Origin of the sequence: Paractinoplanes maris, assembly GCF_023544465.1 — a bacterium.
GTDB lineage: Bacteria > Actinomycetota > Actinomycetes > Mycobacteriales > Micromonosporaceae > Actinoplanes > Actinoplanes maris.
The window spans coordinates 404,786-421,372 of sequence record NZ_JALPVL010000006.1 but is presented as its reverse complement, the minus strand read 5'-3'; the positions used below and the strand labels follow the sequence as shown (position 1 = coordinate 421,372).

The 16,587-nt window shown below is 69.8% G+C and carries 17 protein-coding genes; 7 read left to right on the top strand and 10 right to left on the bottom strand.

The genetic code is table 11. The annotated features are described in order from the left end of the window. Positions 1-692 precede the first annotated feature (692 nt). Both NAG42_RS19865 and NAG42_RS19860 read left to right on the top strand, forming a co-directional pair. On the top strand, positions 693-1,589 hold the full coding sequence (locus tag NAG42_RS19865; RefSeq protein WP_250031874.1) for a phosphotransferase: 897 nt from the start codon (positions 693-695) through the stop codon (positions 1,587-1,589). Between the two features lie 129 nt (positions 1,590-1,718). Continuing rightward, positions 1,719-2,117 carry a hypothetical protein gene (locus NAG42_RS19860; protein WP_250031872.1) on the top strand — a complete coding sequence of 133 codons (399 nt, stop codon included), beginning with the start codon at positions 1,719-1,721 and terminating at the stop codon, positions 2,115-2,117. Here NAG42_RS19860 and NAG42_RS19855 read toward each other — a convergent pair. After that, positions 2,106-3,068 (bottom strand): D-alanine--D-alanine ligase family protein, encoded by a 963-nt coding sequence (locus tag NAG42_RS19855; protein WP_438872416.1) that lies wholly within the window; start codon positions 3,066-3,068, stop codon positions 2,106-2,108. The two genes, NAG42_RS19860 and NAG42_RS19855, sit on opposite strands and share 12 nt — an antisense overlap. Before the next feature lie 8 nt (positions 3,069-3,076). Continuing rightward, positions 3,077-4,387: an aminotransferase-like domain-containing protein gene (locus tag NAG42_RS19850; protein WP_250031869.1), complete on the bottom strand. Its 1,311-nt coding sequence runs from the start codon at positions 4,385-4,387 to the stop codon at positions 3,077-3,079. 174 nt (positions 4,388-4,561) lie between these two features. Between NAG42_RS19850 and NAG42_RS19845 the strand changes: the two genes are divergently transcribed. Further along, entirely contained in the window at positions 4,562-5,230 is a 669-nt protein-coding gene (locus tag NAG42_RS19845) for a GNAT family N-acetyltransferase (protein ID WP_250031867.1), read from the top strand. On the opposite strand, the gene NAG42_RS19840 is transcribed toward NAG42_RS19845, so the two are convergent. The 6 genes from NAG42_RS19840 to NAG42_RS19815 form a co-directional block, all read right to left on the bottom strand. Then, positions 5,227-6,375 (bottom strand): N-acetylmuramoyl-L-alanine amidase, encoded by a 1,149-nt coding sequence (locus NAG42_RS19840; protein WP_250031865.1) that lies wholly within the window; start codon positions 6,373-6,375, stop codon positions 5,227-5,229. The genes NAG42_RS19845 and NAG42_RS19840 overlap by 4 nt on opposite strands. 98 nt (positions 6,376-6,473) lie before the next feature. Continuing rightward, entirely contained in the window at positions 6,474-6,800 is a 327-nt protein-coding gene (trxA, locus tag NAG42_RS19835; RefSeq protein WP_221383357.1) for a thioredoxin, read from the bottom strand. 35 nt (positions 6,801-6,835) lie between these two features. Next, on the bottom strand, positions 6,836-7,795 hold the full coding sequence (gene trxB, locus NAG42_RS19830) for a thioredoxin-disulfide reductase (protein WP_250031864.1): 960 nt from the start codon (positions 7,793-7,795) through the stop codon (positions 6,836-6,838). Positions 7,796-7,929: 134 nt separating this feature from the next. Beyond that, the gene (locus NAG42_RS19825) at positions 7,930-8,763 is read right to left on the bottom strand and encodes an RsmA family anti-sigma factor (protein WP_250031862.1); all 834 of its coding nucleotides are present in this window, start codon (positions 8,761-8,763) and stop codon (positions 7,930-7,932) included. After that, positions 8,760-9,440 (bottom strand): RNA polymerase sigma factor SigM, encoded by a 681-nt coding sequence (gene sigM / locus NAG42_RS19820; RefSeq protein WP_250031861.1) that lies wholly within the window; start codon positions 9,438-9,440, stop codon positions 8,760-8,762. Before sigM ends, NAG42_RS19825 begins: the two co-directional genes overlap by 4 nt. Positions 9,441-9,501: 61 nt before the next feature. Then, on the bottom strand, positions 9,502-11,034 hold the full coding sequence (locus NAG42_RS19815) for a protein kinase family protein (RefSeq protein ID WP_250031858.1): 1,533 nt from the start codon (positions 11,032-11,034) through the stop codon (positions 9,502-9,504). Between the two features lie 40 nt (positions 11,035-11,074). Between NAG42_RS19815 and NAG42_RS19810 the strand changes: the two genes are divergently transcribed. Continuing rightward, positions 11,075-11,212: a hypothetical protein gene (locus NAG42_RS19810; RefSeq protein WP_250031856.1), complete on the top strand. Its 138-nt coding sequence runs from the start codon at positions 11,075-11,077 to the stop codon at positions 11,210-11,212. A 181-nt stretch (positions 11,213-11,393) separates the two neighbouring features. Here the strand turns inward: NAG42_RS19810 and murJ are convergent, their stop codons facing one another. Further along, positions 11,394-13,157, bottom strand: a complete 1,764-nt coding sequence (gene murJ, locus NAG42_RS19805; RefSeq protein WP_250031854.1) for a murein biosynthesis integral membrane protein MurJ — start codon at positions 13,155-13,157, stop codon at positions 11,394-11,396. A gap of 48 nt (positions 13,158-13,205) precedes the next feature. Then, complete coding sequence (locus NAG42_RS19800; protein WP_250031852.1) at positions 13,206-14,087, bottom strand: hypothetical protein; 882 nt, start codon at positions 14,085-14,087, stop codon at positions 13,206-13,208. 147 nt (positions 14,088-14,234) lie between these two features. On the opposite strand from NAG42_RS19800, the gene NAG42_RS19795 reads away from it, so the two are divergent. From NAG42_RS19795 to NAG42_RS19785, 3 genes are read left to right on the top strand one after another with little or no spacing between them, the layout of a single operon-like run. Next, positions 14,235-15,668 carry a CCA tRNA nucleotidyltransferase gene (locus NAG42_RS19795; protein WP_250031851.1) on the top strand — a complete coding sequence of 478 codons (1,434 nt, stop codon included), beginning with the start codon at positions 14,235-14,237 and terminating at the stop codon, positions 15,666-15,668. A 36-nt stretch (positions 15,669-15,704) separates the two neighbouring features. Further along, entirely contained in the window at positions 15,705-16,139 is a 435-nt protein-coding gene (locus tag NAG42_RS19790) for a hypothetical protein (RefSeq protein ID WP_250031849.1), read from the top strand. Next, entirely contained in the window at positions 16,126-16,581 is a 456-nt protein-coding gene (locus tag NAG42_RS19785) for a methylated-DNA--[protein]-cysteine S-methyltransferase (protein WP_250031848.1), read from the top strand. The genes NAG42_RS19790 and NAG42_RS19785 overlap by 14 nt, the downstream gene beginning before the upstream one ends. The last annotated feature ends 6 nt before the right edge of the window (positions 16,582-16,587 follow it).

Below are 16,587 nucleotides of genomic sequence, written 5' to 3'. Positions count from 1 at the left end.
CGACCAAGACGGTTGCCGTGGGGATGACGGCGCCTTAGTCGATTCAAGACTGGCCGGCAACGCCTGTTCCCCGAGGGGCGTCTGTCCGACTGTTGTCGATGCCCGGAGCGGTCACCGCGAAGCGGGTGCGCATGCCGGCCGGGCCAACCCGCACCGACGTGGCGGCGACCAGAAGTGTTGTCATGGCACGTCCCAGCCGCAGCGCACACCTCGTCTGCGACAGCCCTGCACCACGAACAAGAACGGTGTCTGGCCGGGGCTGACCAACTTCACTCGACCGCTCTTATAGGTTCCGGTGGCGTCCGCCGTAGGAATGAAGGCGATGTCGTTGAAGGGCCGGCGCGGAAAGGCCGAGTGTGGTGCAGGCGCCGTGCGATGTGGTCTTGCGCTTCGGTCCGCGGTCACGGCCGGAACGGTGTCTGGTCGGCTGACCGTGTGCAGTTTGCTCGCACCTGTTGGTGTCGCGAGTGGCGGTCGTCGACGGCATGGCAGGAGGCCCGTCGAGGTGACTAGGCGACGTGCTGCCAAGGTCAGCACCCGCGCCAACGTCCCCGCCCGGGCCGACCTGATCATCGCCGTGTGCTGATTTGCAGCGGCGTTTGCCGTAGGGCGGTGCCGTTGGTCGGGAGAACGGCAACGGGCGAGTTCGTAAATCGATGGAGAGACACGGTGCCGGCCGTCAGGATCTGGCGATGACGGTCGAGCAGGTTGTGGGTCGGTTTGGGCTGGGGTCGTTGGTCGCTGCTCCCGTGAAGGTGGCCGGAGGACTGTCCAACGAGATGTGGCGGGTGGCTACCTCGGCGGGGGCTTACGCGGTCAAGCGCATGGTTGTCAACGCCGGGCTGCCCGAGTTCGTGGAGAACGTTGAGGGCGCGTTTCTCGTGGAACAACGTGCGTGGGCGGCTGGTGTCGGCATGCCGGAGCCGATTGCTGAGCCGGGCAGCGGGCGGGCCCTGGTGCGGATCGATGGCGAGCTCTTCCGGGTGCATCGGTGGGTCTCCGGGCGTGCGGTGGAGGACGGGAAGGCGCGAGGACCGAGGACCGCGGGCGAAGTTGAGGAGGCGGCCACGCTGTTGGCCGGCATCCATGCGGTGGGCAGGCCGCGGTGGGCGGCTACGCCGGACGACGCTTGGGACGGCCGGCGGTGGAGTGCTGAGATCGGCGGGTTGGCTGAGCGAGTTCAGCAGCACCCGGGACAGATGTTGATTGTCGACAGCCATCGCGACCTTGACCGTAAGAACGCGCTTCGTGGTGCGGACGGGAGGCTTCTCGCATTGGACTGGGACGCAGCCGGCCCCACCGGCGCGGCGCACGAAGCGGTTGCGGTCGCACTCGACTGGGCCGGCGACGATTACGACGACTTCGCCGCGGCTGTCGCTGTCTATCGGCGGTCCAGTGGGTTGGTCATCGACGCCGAGCCGTGGGTCTTCGGGGGTTGGGTGATGGCGCTGGGTGGGTGGCTTGACTACAACGCCGATCATCGGGGCGGCGTGGAGATTGGCCGGGCCGAGGTCGCGGCCACCCGGAAACGACTGCACGTATTCGCCGAGAACCTTGATGCCTGGATTGCCGCACTGGCGCGGGCCTAGCTTCGGCCCATCAGCGGGACGCCGGCCATTTCGCCGTCGCCGACAGCGAGATGACCGGCCTGGCCGTCGAAGTGGCGATCGAGATCCTCGACACGGCAGCACAAGGTCGAAACCGTAGCCGAAGTGTTGATGGCGGCGGATGTCCAAGCGGGAGCGCAAGGTCAGCGGCGACGGCAAGGTCAGCGCGATGACAAGGTCAGCGGCGGCGGCGACGGCAAGGTCAGCGGCGACGGCAAGGTCAGCGGCGACGGCAAGGTCAGCGGCGGTGGCGGCGAGAGCGGCGGCGGCGGTGAGGGCGAGAGCAGCGGCAGCGGCGGTGGCGGCGGCGGTGGCGGCGGCGGTGAGGGCGAGAGCAGCGGCGGTGGCGGCGGCAAGAGTGGTGGCGGTGGCGAGGGCGAGTGCGCTGCCGAGGCGAGGGCGAGAGCAGTGGTGGCGAGAGCGACCAGCCTCAGGTCACCCGGCCCCGCCGATGCGCTTTCCCGTTATGGGGTGATCGGCGGGGAGCGTCGGGAGAGGTCAGGGAGCTGAGCGAGCGACAGCGCGCTCGACCAGCGTCTTGAGGATGTGGCCCAGGTCTTGACCCGCAGCCTGCACAGCCAGCGGCAGCAGCGACGTCTCGGTCATGCCGGGCGACACATTGATGCCCAACACCTGCGGCGAACCGTCGTCGGCGACGATCAGGTCGACTCGGGACAGGTCGCGCAGACCCAGCGCCTTGTGGGCGGCCAGCGCGGTCTCGGCCACGTGAGCCGCCACCTCGGGGGCCAGGCGAGCCGGTGTGTGCCAGGTGGTCAGACCGGCCGTGTAGCGCGCGGCGTAGTCGTACACACCGTCGCGCGGGACGATTTCGACGATCGGCAGCGCCTCGGGGCCGGAGCCCAGGTCGACGATGGAGACCGCCACGTCCTTGCCGGGAACGAATTTCTCCACCAGGGCCGTCGAGTCGTACGCGAAGCAGCCGACCATCGCCGGCGGCAGCGCACTTTCCTCACGGACGACCGCGGCCCCCAGACCCGAGCCGCCCTGCGCCGGCTTGACCATCAACGGCAGGCCCAGCCGGTCGACGATGCGGTCGAGGACGGCCACCGCCCCCAGCTCGGAGAAGCGGTCGTGCGGCAGCGCCACCCAGTCGGGCGTCGGGATGCCGGCCTCGCGCAGCATCGACTTCGCCGACGGTTTGTCCCAGGCCAGGCGGGCCGCCCGCGCGTCACACCCCACATAGGGCACCCCGCAGAGATCGAGCACGCCGCGCAACGAACCGTCCTCGCCGGTGGCACCGTGCAGAGCGATCACCACCGCGTCGGGCGGATCCTCTTGCAGCGACGGCAGCAGCGACACATCGGCGTCCCGCATCTCGGCGCTCAGGCCCGCGGCGCGCAGCGCGTCGAGGACGCGGCGACCCGAGCGCAGCGACACGTCCCGTTCGTAGGAGAGGCCACCGGCCAGAACCATCACGCGCACATCGTCACCCGTACCCATGGAGGAGATCATGCCAAGTCGGGGCCGGGAGCGTCGGCGGCGGCCATGCCCCGGCGGCGGCCGTGAGCGGTGCCGGCGGCCGGCCCGAAGACGGCCCGCATGGCGAGCTCCTGCTCCATCACGCCGGACAGACGGCGGATGCCCTCGCGGATGCGCTCGGGCGAGGAGAACGAGAAGTTGAGCCGCATGTTGCTCGTGCCGGTGCCGTCGGCGTAGAAACCGGTGCCCGGCACGTACGCCACGCGGGCGGCGATGGCCCGCGGCATCATCGCCTTGGAGTCGAGGCCCTCGGGCAGGGTGGTCCAGACGAACAGGCCGCCGGTCGGGTGCGTCCAGCTGGTGCCGGGCGGCATGAGGTCGCGCAGCGAGCCGAGCATGGCGTCGCGGCGCTCGCGGTAGATCTCGCGATAGACCTTGATCTGCTCCCGCCACGGCATCGTCGACAGATATTGCGTCACGGCACCCTGGGCGAACGCGCTCGGGCACAGGATGTTGGCTTCGCTCATCATCACGAGCTTTTCCCGTACGGCGTGAGGCGTGAGAATCCAGCCGACCCGGAGCCCCGGGGCGAACGTCTTGGAGAACGTGCTCACATAGAAGACACCCTCGCGCCGACGGGCTCGCAACGGCAGCGGCGCCTCGGTCTCGAAGGACAACATCCCGTACGGGTCGTCCTCCACCACCAGCAGGCCGGCCCGCTCACAGATGTCGAGCACCTGCTCGCGCCGCTCCTCCGAGAGGGTGACACCGGCCGGGTTCTGGAAGGTCGGGATCGTGTAGAGGAATTTCGCCTTGCGCCCGGACCGCGCGACAGCGGCGATCGCCTCCTCCAGCGCGGCCGGGATCAGCCCCTCGTCGTCCATCTGGATGTGTTTGACCTGAGCCTGGGCGGCCTGGAAGACGCCGAGGGCGCCGACGTAGCTCGGCCCCTCGGCCAGCACCACGTCGCCCGGGTCGAGGAAGAGGCGGGCGAGCAGGTCGAGCGCCTGCTGACCGCCGACGGTGACCACGACGTCGTCGGGCGACGCGCCGTGGATGCCGGAGAGCGCCATCACCTCGCAGATGCGCTCGCGCAGCTCGACCGTGCCCTGGCCGATGCCGTACTGAAGACTGCTGGCGCCCTGCTCGGCGGCGAGCTGGTTGAGCATCTCGCCGACCGCGTCGAGTGGCAGGGCGGCGATGTAGGGCGAGCCGCCTGCGAGCGACACGACCTCGGGACGACTGGCGACGGCGAAAAGTGCGCGGATCTCCGAGGTGGTCATGCCCCGCACACGTCGCGCGTACCGATCGGTGTAGTCGTCCTGGGTAGTGCCGGTCATGCGGCTTCACCTCGCCAGTAGGAAGGACCGGGTGCCGATGTCCGATCGTAGCGGTGCACGGCGACGGCGGCTCTCGGTTAACCAGTCACCTTGCCCGAGCTGGTCCCGTTCATGACTATTGCGGCGTAGGATCCCACCCGGGGCGCTGGGCCCGATGACGCCGAGGGGGAAGCAGTGTCGCGACGCCTGGTCAACCTCACGCTGGACACGCTCGGAGACCTCCCCCGGCCCTGCAGCCAGTGCGTGTACTGGGAATTGGACCCGGTCGCGGCCGAGCGGGCCTGCGCTTCAGGCGACCCCGGCCTCGAGAAGGAAGCGTGGGTTTCGCAGACCCTGCTCGAGTGGGGTTCGTGCGGCAAGCTGGCCTACGTCGACGGCATGCCCGCCGGTTTTGTGATGTACGCCCCGCCGGCCTATGTCCCCCGTTCGATGGCCTTCCCGACCTCGCCGGTCAGCGCCGACGCGGCCCTGCTGATGACGGCGCACGTGGTGGCCTCGTTCGCCGGGGGCGGGCTGGGCCGCATGCTCGTGCAGGGCGTGGCGCGTGATCTGACCAAGCGCGGGGTCAAGGCGATCGAGGCGTTCGGCGACGCGAAATTCGGTGAGGCCGACGACGAGAAGCAGCCCGGCTGCGTCGCCCCGGTCGACTTCTTCCTGTCGGTCGGCTTCAAGACCGTCCGGCCGCATCCGCGCTTCCCCCGGCTGCGGCTCGAGCTGCGCACGGCGCTGTCGTGGAAGTCCGACGTCGAATACGCGCTCGAGAAACTGCTCGGCTCGATGAGCCCCGAGACACTGCTGCGGCCGGTGCGCCCGGCCACAGCCACCCGCAGCGCCGAGGGCTAACCGCGGTTGGAGAGCGCCATCCGCAGCTGGCGCACGTCGATCGACCCGGTGGGCACGTCGGCCTCGACCGGGTAATACATGCGCTGCACCGCGGCCAGGATGGCCTCGACGATCTGCTCGCGGAAAAGCGGGTTGATCAGCCGGTCACGGTCGAGCGGGGACGTGAGATAACCCAGATCGACCCGTACGGTGGGCATGCGGGTCAGCCGCAGCAACTCCCACGTCTTGGCGTGGATCCGGCAGTCACGCATGCCGGTGCGCACGACGATCTCGCGCTGCACCAGATTGGCCAGCCGCTCCCCCACCGTCGAGCTCAGGCCGCTGCCCGTGCCGTAGTGGTAGGTGGCCACACCGTCGGCCGCCTCGTTGTCGTGGCCGTCGAGGTGCAGCGAGATCAACAGGTCGGCACCGAGGCTGTTGGCCAGGGTGGCCCGCTCGGAGCTGCTCATCGGCGCGGCGGGGTGCGGGCCACGGGTCAGGTGCACCCGCATGCCGGCCGCGGCCAACCGGCCCTCGAGCCGGGAGGCGAGGTCGTAGACCAGGTCGGCCTCACTCCAGCGCAGCGGGCCGTCGGGCACCACCACGCCGGTGTCGTCACCACCGCCGTGCCCGGCGTCGATCACGATGGTCTTGCCGACCAGGTTGGTGCCGGCCTGGCGGAACGCCTCGGCCTCGCGCAGCCACTGCGGGCGGCCACCGACCACCTTGCGGCCGAGCCGGCGCAAGGCCTTCATGGTCTGCGGGCCGCACGAGCCGTCGGAGGTGAGGCCGACCTCGCGCTGGAACTGGGCCACCGCGCGGGCCGTGCGCGGACCGTAGATCGAGTCGGCGCGACCGGTGTCGAAGCCCATCTCGAGCAGGCGCTCCTGCAGCGTGCGAACGTCCTCGCCGACCAGGGCGTCGGGCACCGAGTGAAACAGCGTGCGCGCGCCGAGCCGCCACCGGGACGCGTCGAGGGCGCCCCACGTCTCGTCGCCGACCAGACCGTCGACACCCAGCCCGCGGCCCTGCTGGAAGGCGCGCACCGCCTCATCCATGGCGTCGTCGAAGACGTCTCCCGCAGACTCCAGCAGCTCCAGACCGACCAGGATCGATCGGATCTCGGCAACGGCCGGGCCGCTGTCTCCACGTCGGATGGAACGCACGCGCGACTCCCTAGGAACTAAGAACGACTCTGGGCAGAGTACTCCGCACGCGCCGACGCCCCGCATCCTCGAGGGGCGCGGGGCGTCGGCGGTGAGTGTCAGAGGGCCGATTCGATGAAGTTGACCAGGGCGCTCTTGGGCTTGGCACCGGTCACGGAGCTGACCGGCTCGCCGCCCTTGAAGATCGTCAGGGTGGGGACCGACATCACCCGGTAGGCCCGCGTGGTCTCGGGGTTCTCGTCGATGTTCACCTGGACGATCTCGACCTTGTCGCCCATCTCCTTGGCGATCTCGGCCAGCAGCGGGTCGACCTTCTTGCAGGGCGCGCACCACTCCGCCCAGAAATCGACCAGCACCGGCTTGTCCGACTGCAGCACGTCGCTCACGAACGTGGCGTCGGTGACCGCCTTACCTGCTACTCCCACTAGAACCCTCCTGGTCCGACAGCGTCTTACAGCTTCTACAGCTCGACGAATGAGGCGATGAACCGCTCGGCGTCGAGCGCGGCGGCACAACCGGTGCCGGAGGCGGTGATGGCCTGCCGGTAGGTGTGGTCGACCAGGTCACCAGCGGCGAACACGCCGGGGACGTTGGTGCGCGTGCTGGGCGCGTCGACCTTGACGTAGCCCTCGTCATCGGTCTCGACCTGGCCCTTGAAGAGCTCACTGCGCGGGTCGTGGCCGATCGCCACGAACACGCCGGTCACGTCGAGGACCTTCTCCTCGCCGGTCTGGACGTTCTGCAGGCGTACGCCGGAGACCTTGCCGTCGTGACCCAGGATCTCCTCGACCTTGGAGTTCCACTCGACCTTGATCTTCTCGTTGTTGAGCGCGCGCAGCTGCATCACCTTGCTGGCCCGGAACGAGTCGCGCCGGTGCACGATCGTCACCGTCTCGGCGAACCGGGTGAGGAAGGTCGCCTCCTCCATCGCGGAGTCGCCGCCGCCGACCACCACGATGTGGTGGTTGCGGAAGAAGAAGCCGTCACAGGTGGCACACGAGGAGACGCCGTGGCCGAGCAGTTCCTGCTCGCCGGGGACGCCCAGCGGCCGCCAGGCGGAGCCGGTGGAGAGGATGACAGCGCGGGAGAAATACTGCTTGTCGCCGACCCAGACGGTTTTGAGGCCCTCGGTGCCGGCCTCGGTGGGCTTGTCGCCCAGCTCGACCCGGGTGACGTCGTCGGTGATGAACTCGGCGCCGAACCGCTCGGCCTGGGCGCGCATGTTGTCCATCAGCTCGGGGCCCATGATCCCGTCGCGGAATCCGGGGAAATTCTCGACGTCGGTGGTGGTCATCAGGGCGCCACCGGACTGGACGCCCTCGATCACCAGCGGCTTGAGGTTCGCCCGGGCGGCATACAGCGCCGCGGTGTAACCGGACGGTCCCGAACCGATGATGATCAGATTACGGACCTCGTCCACTGCCGACTCCTCAGTCTGCTCTTCGCCGGGATATCCGCTCGGCGACACTGCACGCTAGAACGCCATGCTAGGCACACACCATTCCCGCGTACGCGGTCGTGGCCGACCTCACGCGGGTGGTCCAGGGGTGTGGTTCAGCGTACCGGCACTTTGTCGATCGCGTCCGCGCCGGCAACGGGCGTGCCGCAGTCAGCGCCGGTCGCCCAGACCCAGTCGCCGTTCTCCGCCGTGAACCGGACGATCAAGGCCGGAACGCCATCGAAACGGGCGTAATCCGCGGTCAGGACCCCGATCGGGCCACCCGCGTTTTCCCGCTCGATGGCTTCGAAGCACTCCTGGAGCGCGGCCGACGCGGTCAGGCGGGCCAGCGCGGGATCTTTGGCCGAGGTCCGGGACTGGTTGGGAACCGAATTCTCCCCGAAGGTCGAGGCGGACGCGTTGTCGCCCGCGGCCAGGGGCTGAGGTGGTCCCGAGGCGAGCGTGGAACGGGTGTAGTCGGTGCCCGTGGAGAGAATGGTGGTGCCCGCCGCGGGGGCGGCCTGCTCGCTGGTGCCGGCGACGGAACTGGCGGAGTCGTCGTGCGAGGCGTTGCGACCGGACAGATAGTCGGCGCCGAAACCGACAAACGCGATGAACCCGGCGGCGATGGCGATCGGCGTGGTCCAGCGCCGGCGGCTCCCCGGCCTCTCGGCTGCGGCGTCCCCTTTGACCAGGGTCAACGCGGGGGCGCTGAACATGCCGTCGAGCCGGGCGGCCAGATCGGACGGCATCGGCTCGGGCTCGAAACGGCCCAGCTCGGCCCGCACCAGGGCGACGCCACCGCCGAGCCTCTCGTAGGCCTCGCGCCAGCCCGGGTTCTCGGCGATCAGCGTGGCCACCGCGGACTCCTCCGGCGTGCCCTCGAGGGCGCCGCCGATGTAATCCGCCAGGAGGTCGATGTCGACCTCGCTGAACTCGGCCCCGGTCACTTCTGATCCCTCCGGTCGTGCGGCCCGGGTAACGGCTGAGGTGTACCCGGTCCGGATGGGACGGTTTCGGCGGCGTCCTGGTTCCCGGCCGGGGGGTGACCGTGGTCTCTCCCCCGCAGATCACCGAGGGCCAGCGCCATCCGGGCCCGGCCGCGGGCGCAGCGGCTCTTGATGGTGCCGACGGCCACCTCCAGGATCTCGGCCGCCTCGGCGACCGGATAACCCTGGATGTCGACCAGCACGATCGCGGCCCGCTGATCAGCCGGCAGGGCGGCCAGCGCCTGCCGGACCACCAGGGCGGTGTCGTGGTCGGCGGCCGGCGCGGCCGGCTCCACACCGGACGGACGGTCGTCGGAGCGGCTGCCGTCGGGCAGCGGCACGGTCGGATGGGCCTGTCGGCGCCGGATCCGGTCGAGCGAGGCGTTCACCACGATGCGGTGCAGCCACGTGGTGACGGCCGAGTCGCCCCGGAACCGGGCGGCGTTGCGATGGGCCGAGAGCAGCGCGTCCTGCACCGCGTCGGCCGCTTCCTCGCGATCGCCGATCGTGCGCAGGGCGACCGCCCACAGGCGGTCACGGTGACGCCGGACCAGCTCGCCGAACGCGTCGCGATCACCGTCGACATGGGCGCGCAGGAGGTCGGCGTCGCTCGGCCCCACGCTGTCGACGGTATTCACGCTGACACGCTAACGAATAACTCGCGATGGCGAGGGACCCGGTGGCCCGACCCGCCCCGGATCAGTAGCCGGTGACCTCGATCTTCTCGACGTCGACCTGGTAGCGGCCGTTGTCGGCCTTGGGCAGCTCGGTCAGGAAGACCAGGACGTACTGATATTTCTGATTGGGATCGAAGCCCGAGAACACCTCACGCGTGCCCTCGGTCTTCTCGGTGTCGCCGTCCCCGAGCTTCTTGTACGTGTCGACGACCTTCTTGTCGCCGGCCGAGCTGTCGCCGGGGTCGGAGGGGCCGGTGCGGATGTCCATCGCCACGTTGGGGCTGGACGTCTCGACGGTGACCTCGGAGAGACGCCGCGGGGTGCCGAGGTTGATCAGCACGCCCATGCCCTTCTTCCGATTGCCGAACTTGGCCTGGTTGAAGTGCTCGGTGCTCCACACGGTGTCGGGGTCGTCGTCGACGGTGTATTTCGCCTCGCCGACCTGCCGGCGGTCGCCCTGCGGCGGGTCGACCAGGCGGACCATGTCGGCGGTCAGCGGGATCTTCTTGGGCGAGGGGGCGGGCGTCTGCTCGTCGCTCGGGTTGGCGGCGTCGGCGCCGGCGTTCGTCCCGGCCTGGGTGGTGGTCGTCGGGGTGGCCTCACCCGAGCTGCTGATCGCCCGGATGCCGAAGACCAGGCCGACGATCGCGATGACGACCAGCGCGGCGACCCCGATGGCGATCTTGGAGGTGCTGCGGGCCGGCTCGGCCGCGGCACTCTGCGTGAACCGCAGCGGACCGGCGTCCTCGTAGTCGTCCTCGGCGGCGTCGAGCCGGGCCAGCTCGGCGGTCAGTGCGTCGGCCTCGGGTGCGGCGACCCGGGTGTCGAGCAGGTCCATCGTCAGGTCGTCGAGATAGGCCGGGACACCGGCGCGGATCTGCCGGGGCGCGGCCGGGTTGCCGCTCGCGTCCCGGTTGGCGTCGGGCAGCGCGGAGGGGTGCACCTCGGTGTGCGGCCAGTGGCCGGTCAGCGCGAAGTAGAGGATGCCGCCGACCGAGCGGATGTCGCTCTCGACGGAGTCGGCCGAGTCGGCGCGCGCGTCGGCCAGCACGACGCGGCCGTCGTCGGCGATCAGCACCGTGCCGGGGTGGACGTTGCCGTGGACCATGCCGGTGGCGTGCACGGCGGCCAGGGCATCGGCGATCGAGTGGCCGATGGCGGTGGCCCGGGCCGGGTCGAGCGGACCGTCGGTCGCGACGAGCTCTCGCAACGACTCGCCGTCGACCCACTCCCGCACCACGTAGGACCGGCTGCCCTCGTCGATCGCGTCGTAGACGCCGACCAGATTGGGGTGTATCACCCGGCTCGCGTCGACCGCGGCCTGCAGCATCTCGGCTGCCGGCTCGCCGCCGGGGTATCGCAGCACGACCGCCACCGGGCGGCGGAGGATGACGTCGATGCCGCGCCAGACCTGCCGGCCGGCGCTGTCGTCGTTGACGTGCTCCTCGAGCTGATAACGCTCGGCCAGGACCTCACCGACGGTGGGTGCACCGAAAGTCATGACCGGTCCGTCCGCATCGGCCGCGGTCTCGTGGCCTTCGCCGACCTGGGTCACCAGTCCTCCTCGGTGCTCCACGCACGGTTGCCCGTGCTAGGTGCAGATGCTGCTGGCTGCGGATGCCGTCAGCCGCCATTGCCGTGCTGCTGTGCTGCCTTACTGCTGTGCTGCCTTATTGCTGTATCGCCCGTACTGGCGTGTTGCCTACGTGCCCTGCCGGGTGATCGCCGTGTGAGTGATCGCCCTGCTGGGTAAGTGCCGTGCTGCGTGCTCACGGCAACGTGCGTAGCGCACATGCCGACACCGACCATACCCGTACGGGGCCATCCCGCGGCAGGTCGTCCCCCCGGCGCGGCAACCTCAACCGCCTCGCCGGGTAGCGCCCGCGTGACCCTCGGTAGATGGGAAATCGCTGGTCAGCGACCGAGTTTGCGGCGCACCATCCCGATCACCTGGCTGACCTCGGAGACGCGCAGAGCGAGGGCCGCGCCCAGGTAGGCAACCAGGATCACGGCGCCGCCGGCGAGCAGTTGCAGGATCGCCTCGCCGCGTCCCGACGGCGCTCCGGCCCCGGGCAGCAGGCGCACCACCAGCAGCCCCAGGCCGGCGGCGATGGCCGCCGCGATCACCACCTTGATCAGCGAAGCGGCGACCGACCCCAGGTTGAGCCGGCCGATCCGCCGGCGCAGAACGGCCAGCGAGATCAGCGCGGAGACGGCGTAGGAGATCGCGTTGGCGGCCGTCATGCCGGCCGCCAGCAGCGAGGCCTTGAGCACCTCGGCGAGCACAAAATAGGCCGCGATGCGGACGGCCACGACCGGCAGGTTGATGAGCGCGGCCGTCCGGTTGCCCTGCAGAGAATAGAAGGTGTAGGTGCACAGGTAGCTGATCGACAGCGGGATCACCGCGAACGCCGCCACCACGAGTACCTTGCCGGTGGCCAGCGCGTCACCGTTGCCGAAGGAGCCGCCCTGGAAGAGCATGACCGAGATGGGGGCGCCCAGGACGCCGTAGACGACCGAGATCGGCGCCAGGGCGACGGTGACCAGCCGGATGGCCCGGCTCAGGTCGGCGCTCACCTCGGCGTAGCGGCCGTCGGCAGCCGCCGCGCTCATTTTGGGCAGCAGTGCCGTCATCACCGAGACACCGATGATGCCGTGCGCCATGGTGACCAGCAGGAAGACGTTGTTGAAGGCCAGGACACTGGCGCTGTTGCCGGCGACCCGGTTGAGGATGCGCACGACGACGAAGACGGCGACCTGGTTGGCGGCGACATAGCAGAGCATCCAGCCGGCCAGCCGGCCGATCTCGCCCAGACCCAGCGAGCGCGGGTTCCAGCGCCACTTCCAGCTGAAGCCCACCTTGCGCAACGCCGGCAGCAGCCCGACCGCCTGCGCCACCATGCCGAGCAGCATGCCGCCACCCATCACGGCGATCTGTGCGCCCGACACGTCCTCAGGCTGGAGACGCCCGGCCGTGCCGAAGGAGACGATGAAGACGCCGCAGGCGGCGATCACCACGAGGCTGTTGAGAATCGGTGCCCAGGTCGGCGCGGCGAAGTGACCCCGCGTGTTGAGCACCGCGCCGATCATCGCGGAGAGGCCGGTGAAGAAGATGATCGGCAAGATCCAGAAGGCGAAGTCGGTGACGAGCGAGCGGTAGGCGGCGGTGTTGTCGTCACTTGCCTGGATCCAGGTGATGGCCGGAGCCGCGATCACGACCAGCACGGTCGCGATGCCGAGCGTCACCACCGCGAAGGTGAGGAGCCGGCGGGTGAACTCGAGACCGCCGTCCGGATCATTCTTGCGCCGCCGCACCAGCAGCGGCACGAGCACACTGCTCAGAATGCCGCCGAGCAGCAACTCGTAGATCTGACCGGGCAGGAACTGGGCGCTGGTGAAGGCGCTGCCGATGTACGAGCCGAGCGTCATGCCGATCAGGGCGTTGCGGACGAAGCCGATGATCCGGCTGACGAAGCTGGCCACCGCCATCATCGCGCTGGCCGCGGTGGTGCTCTGCTCCTGCGGAGCGGGCAGCTGCTCCGGTGGCAGGGCCTGATCCTCGACCACGGCCACCCCCGACACCTCGGCGTCGACCGAGATGAGGGTCACCCCGTCCTCCCGCCGCGGTGGCTCACCGTCCGGCGCGGCGTTCGCGCTGCGGTAGATACCGCCGTTCACCGAACCTCCCGAGCGTCGTGCGGAACTTCAGCCACCATAGAGGTGTCGTCACAGACGGTGGCGCAGGAGCGTGCCTGGTTCGGCCCCGGCCAGCGTCTCGACCATCCAGCAGGCCTCGGCCGGCACCAGCGGCTCGCTCAGCGCGTCGAGCACGGTGGGATGATCGCAGCCGGCCTCGGTCAGCGCACCGAGCAGGGCCGGAATAGGCCGAAGATCACCGGTGTCCAGGATGTGCCGGGCGATCGGGCGCGTGTCGGTGTACCACTGCTCGCTGGAGACGGCCTCGAGGTGTGCGGTCGACCGGCGTACGAGATCGGCCAGCAACTCGCGCGGGAAGCGCGACCCGCCGCGGACCTCCGAGAACGAGCGCTCCGGACGGCTGAGCTCGGCGATCGATGCCTCGTCGAGCACGTGGGGAGAGGGCTGCGCCGGGGTGGGCCACCAGTCGTCCCCCGTGAACAGCGGCAACGGCGCCTGCTCGGGACCGGACGGCTCGGCGGGCGGCACCTCGCGGCGCAACGACCGGTAGGCCGCCTCGCGCATCGCGGCGATCGACGGCTCGTCGTCCTCCGGCGTGGCCGGCGCGAACGGGGACAGCAGGGCGACGACCAGGCCCGGATGCGGCAGCGTGGGATCCTCCCAGGCGATCACCCGGGCGAAGAGGTCGAGCTCCCACCAGCGCAGGGCGGCCGGTGCCGGACCGCCGGGCGGCGTCCAGGCCAGCTGGATCGGCTCGCTGTGGGCCGGGCCGCGCAGACCGAGGGTGCGCTCGCCGGTGGCGAGATCGAGATCGAGCACGAGCGCGTAGCCACCGATGATCGGAAAGGCCACACGTAGCTCGGACGTGGGGTCATCGCTGGTCACGCTGCCTTCGCCCGCCCAGAACGCGGGATTCTCGATCAGGCGGAGCAGCGCCTCGGGAACGGGCACCCGCCCATCCTGCCCGCTGCGTACGGGCCCTGCCACGCGGGCCATCCCACCGCCCCGCCCGCCGCCCTTGACTCGAATAAGGGCAGCCATCCAACCGCCCCACCCGCCGCCCTAGACTCGACTAAAGGCAGATACCCTGGTGACCCCATGTCTGTGTTGAACACCGCCCAGCGAAACGCGGTCGCCGAGTTGCTGCGGGTCTCCCCCGTCGCCGATGAGCTGGGGCGCCGGTTCGGCGCCGCCGGCCATGAGCTGCACCTGGTCGGCGGGTCGGTGCGGGACGCGCTGCTCGGCCGGCTCGGCGACGACCTCGACTTCTGCACCGACGCCCGCCCCGAGCAGACCCTCGAGGTCGTCCGGAGCTGGGCCGACGCGATCTGGGAGACCGGTCGCGAGTTCGGCACGATCGGCCTGCAGAAGAACGGTCTGCGGCTCGAGATCACCACGTTCCGGGCCGAGGCGTACGACGGTGTCACCCGCAACCCCGTGGTCGAGTACGGCACCTCGTTGCTGGACGACCTGGAACGGCGCGACTTCACGATCAACGCGATGGCGGTGTCCCTGCCCGGGCATGTCTTCACCGACCCGTACGGGGGACTGGACGACCTCTCGGCTCAGCTGATTCGCACCCCGGCCGCCCCCGCCCAGTCGTTCGGCGATGATCCACTTCGGATGCTCCGGGCCGCCCGGTTCGCGTCCAAGCTGCAGTTCACTGTGGATCCGGCGGTCGTCACGGCCATGCGCGACATGGCCGCCGATCTGGAACGCATCACCGCGGAACGGATCCGGGACGAGTTCACCAAGCTGCTGTGCGGCGCCGACCCGATCACCGGCCTGCGCCTGCTGGTCGACACCGGTCTGGCCGACCATTTCATCCCCGAGATCTCCGGGCTCAAGCTCGAGATCGACGAGCACGCCCAGCACAAGGACGTCTACGAGCACACGCTGATCGTCGTGCAGAACGCGATGCGGCTCGAGGGCGACGACGGACCCGACTTCGTCCTGCGGATGGCGGCGCTGCTGCACGACATCGGCAAGCCGGCCACCAAGGCGGTCGGGCGTGACGGCCGGGTCAGCTTCCACCACCACGAGGTGGTCGGCGCCCGCATGACCAAGCAGCGCATGAAGGCCATGAAATACCCCAAGGACGTCACCTCCGAGGTGGTCGAGCTGGTCGGTCTGCATCTGCGCTTCTACGGGTACGGCCGGGGTGAGTGGACCGACTCGGCGGTGCGCCGCTACGTGACCGACGCCGGGCCGCTGCTGACCCGCCTGCACAAGCTGACCCGCTCGGACGTCACCACCCGCAACAAGCGCAAGGCGGCCAACCTGGCCGCCGACTACGACGCGCTCGAGGAGCGGATCGCCCGGCTCGCGGCCGAGGAGGACCTGGCCCGGGTCCGCCCGGACCTGGACGGCAACGCGATCATGGAGCTGCTCGGGGTGCCGCCCGGCCCGGTCGTCGGCCAGGCGTGGCGCTTCCTCAAGGAGCTGCGCCTCGACCACGGTCCGCTGACCCGGGACGAGGCTGAGGCCCACCTCTTCAAGTGGGCCCGCGACAACGGGCACCTGCCCTCTTAGATCGGTTTCGTTGCGGGCTGCCGCTAGGGTCGCCGCGTGGGACTGCTCGCCGACCTGTTCTGGCAAGCGTGGATTCTTCCGGCCGCGCTCGTTCTCACGTGGATCATGCTGTGCTGGCGCGGCACTCAAACCGTACGGCTGTGGTTCGCCCTTCTCTCGGTTGCCGGGTCGGTCGTGTCTCTCCTGCTCGGCGCCCAGCTGAGGCCTGATGTCACTGGCCCGGTCCCGTTGCAGTACGGCGGGATGGGCGAGAGTGGCGATCAATGGGGCCGGGGTATGCCGCACACCTCGGAAATGGCTGATCTGTTGGTCGTCAACGGGATCCTGGCGTTGATCGTCGCCGTCCCGTTGGCGATGGTGGTTCCGGTCGTCGACGCGATCATTGCTCAGGTCAAGCCGAGGAGAGCGGGGCGGACCTCGGGAGCGAACTGTCGTACCCACGGAGCAGAATCGGGGGATGTTCGTCGTTGACTCGGCCATCGGGCCGCTCGGTGTCGCCGTCGAGGGCGACACGGTGGTGGGTGTCCGCTTCGCGGCGCGCCCCGGGCCGTCCGGCTCCCATCCCGCCGTCCGGGAGCTCGAGGCCTATTTCGAGGGCGAGCTCACCGATTTCACGGTGCCGGTGGCCATGCCCGGTGGGTCGGAGTTCGAGCGGGCCGTGTGGGGCGAGATAGCCAAGATTCCGTACGGCGAGATGGTCACCTATGGCGCGATCGCGACCGCCCTGGGTGACCCCGGTGCGGCGCGCGCGGTCGGCACGGCCTGCAACCACAACCCGATACCGGTGATCGTGCCGTGTCACCGGGTGGTCGGTGCCGGGGGCAAGATGGTCGGCTTCGGCGGCGGGCTCGACCGGAAGAGGAAGCTGCTCGAGCTGGAGGCTCGGGTCGCGCTGGCCAAGGCCTGGTCATAGCGAAAG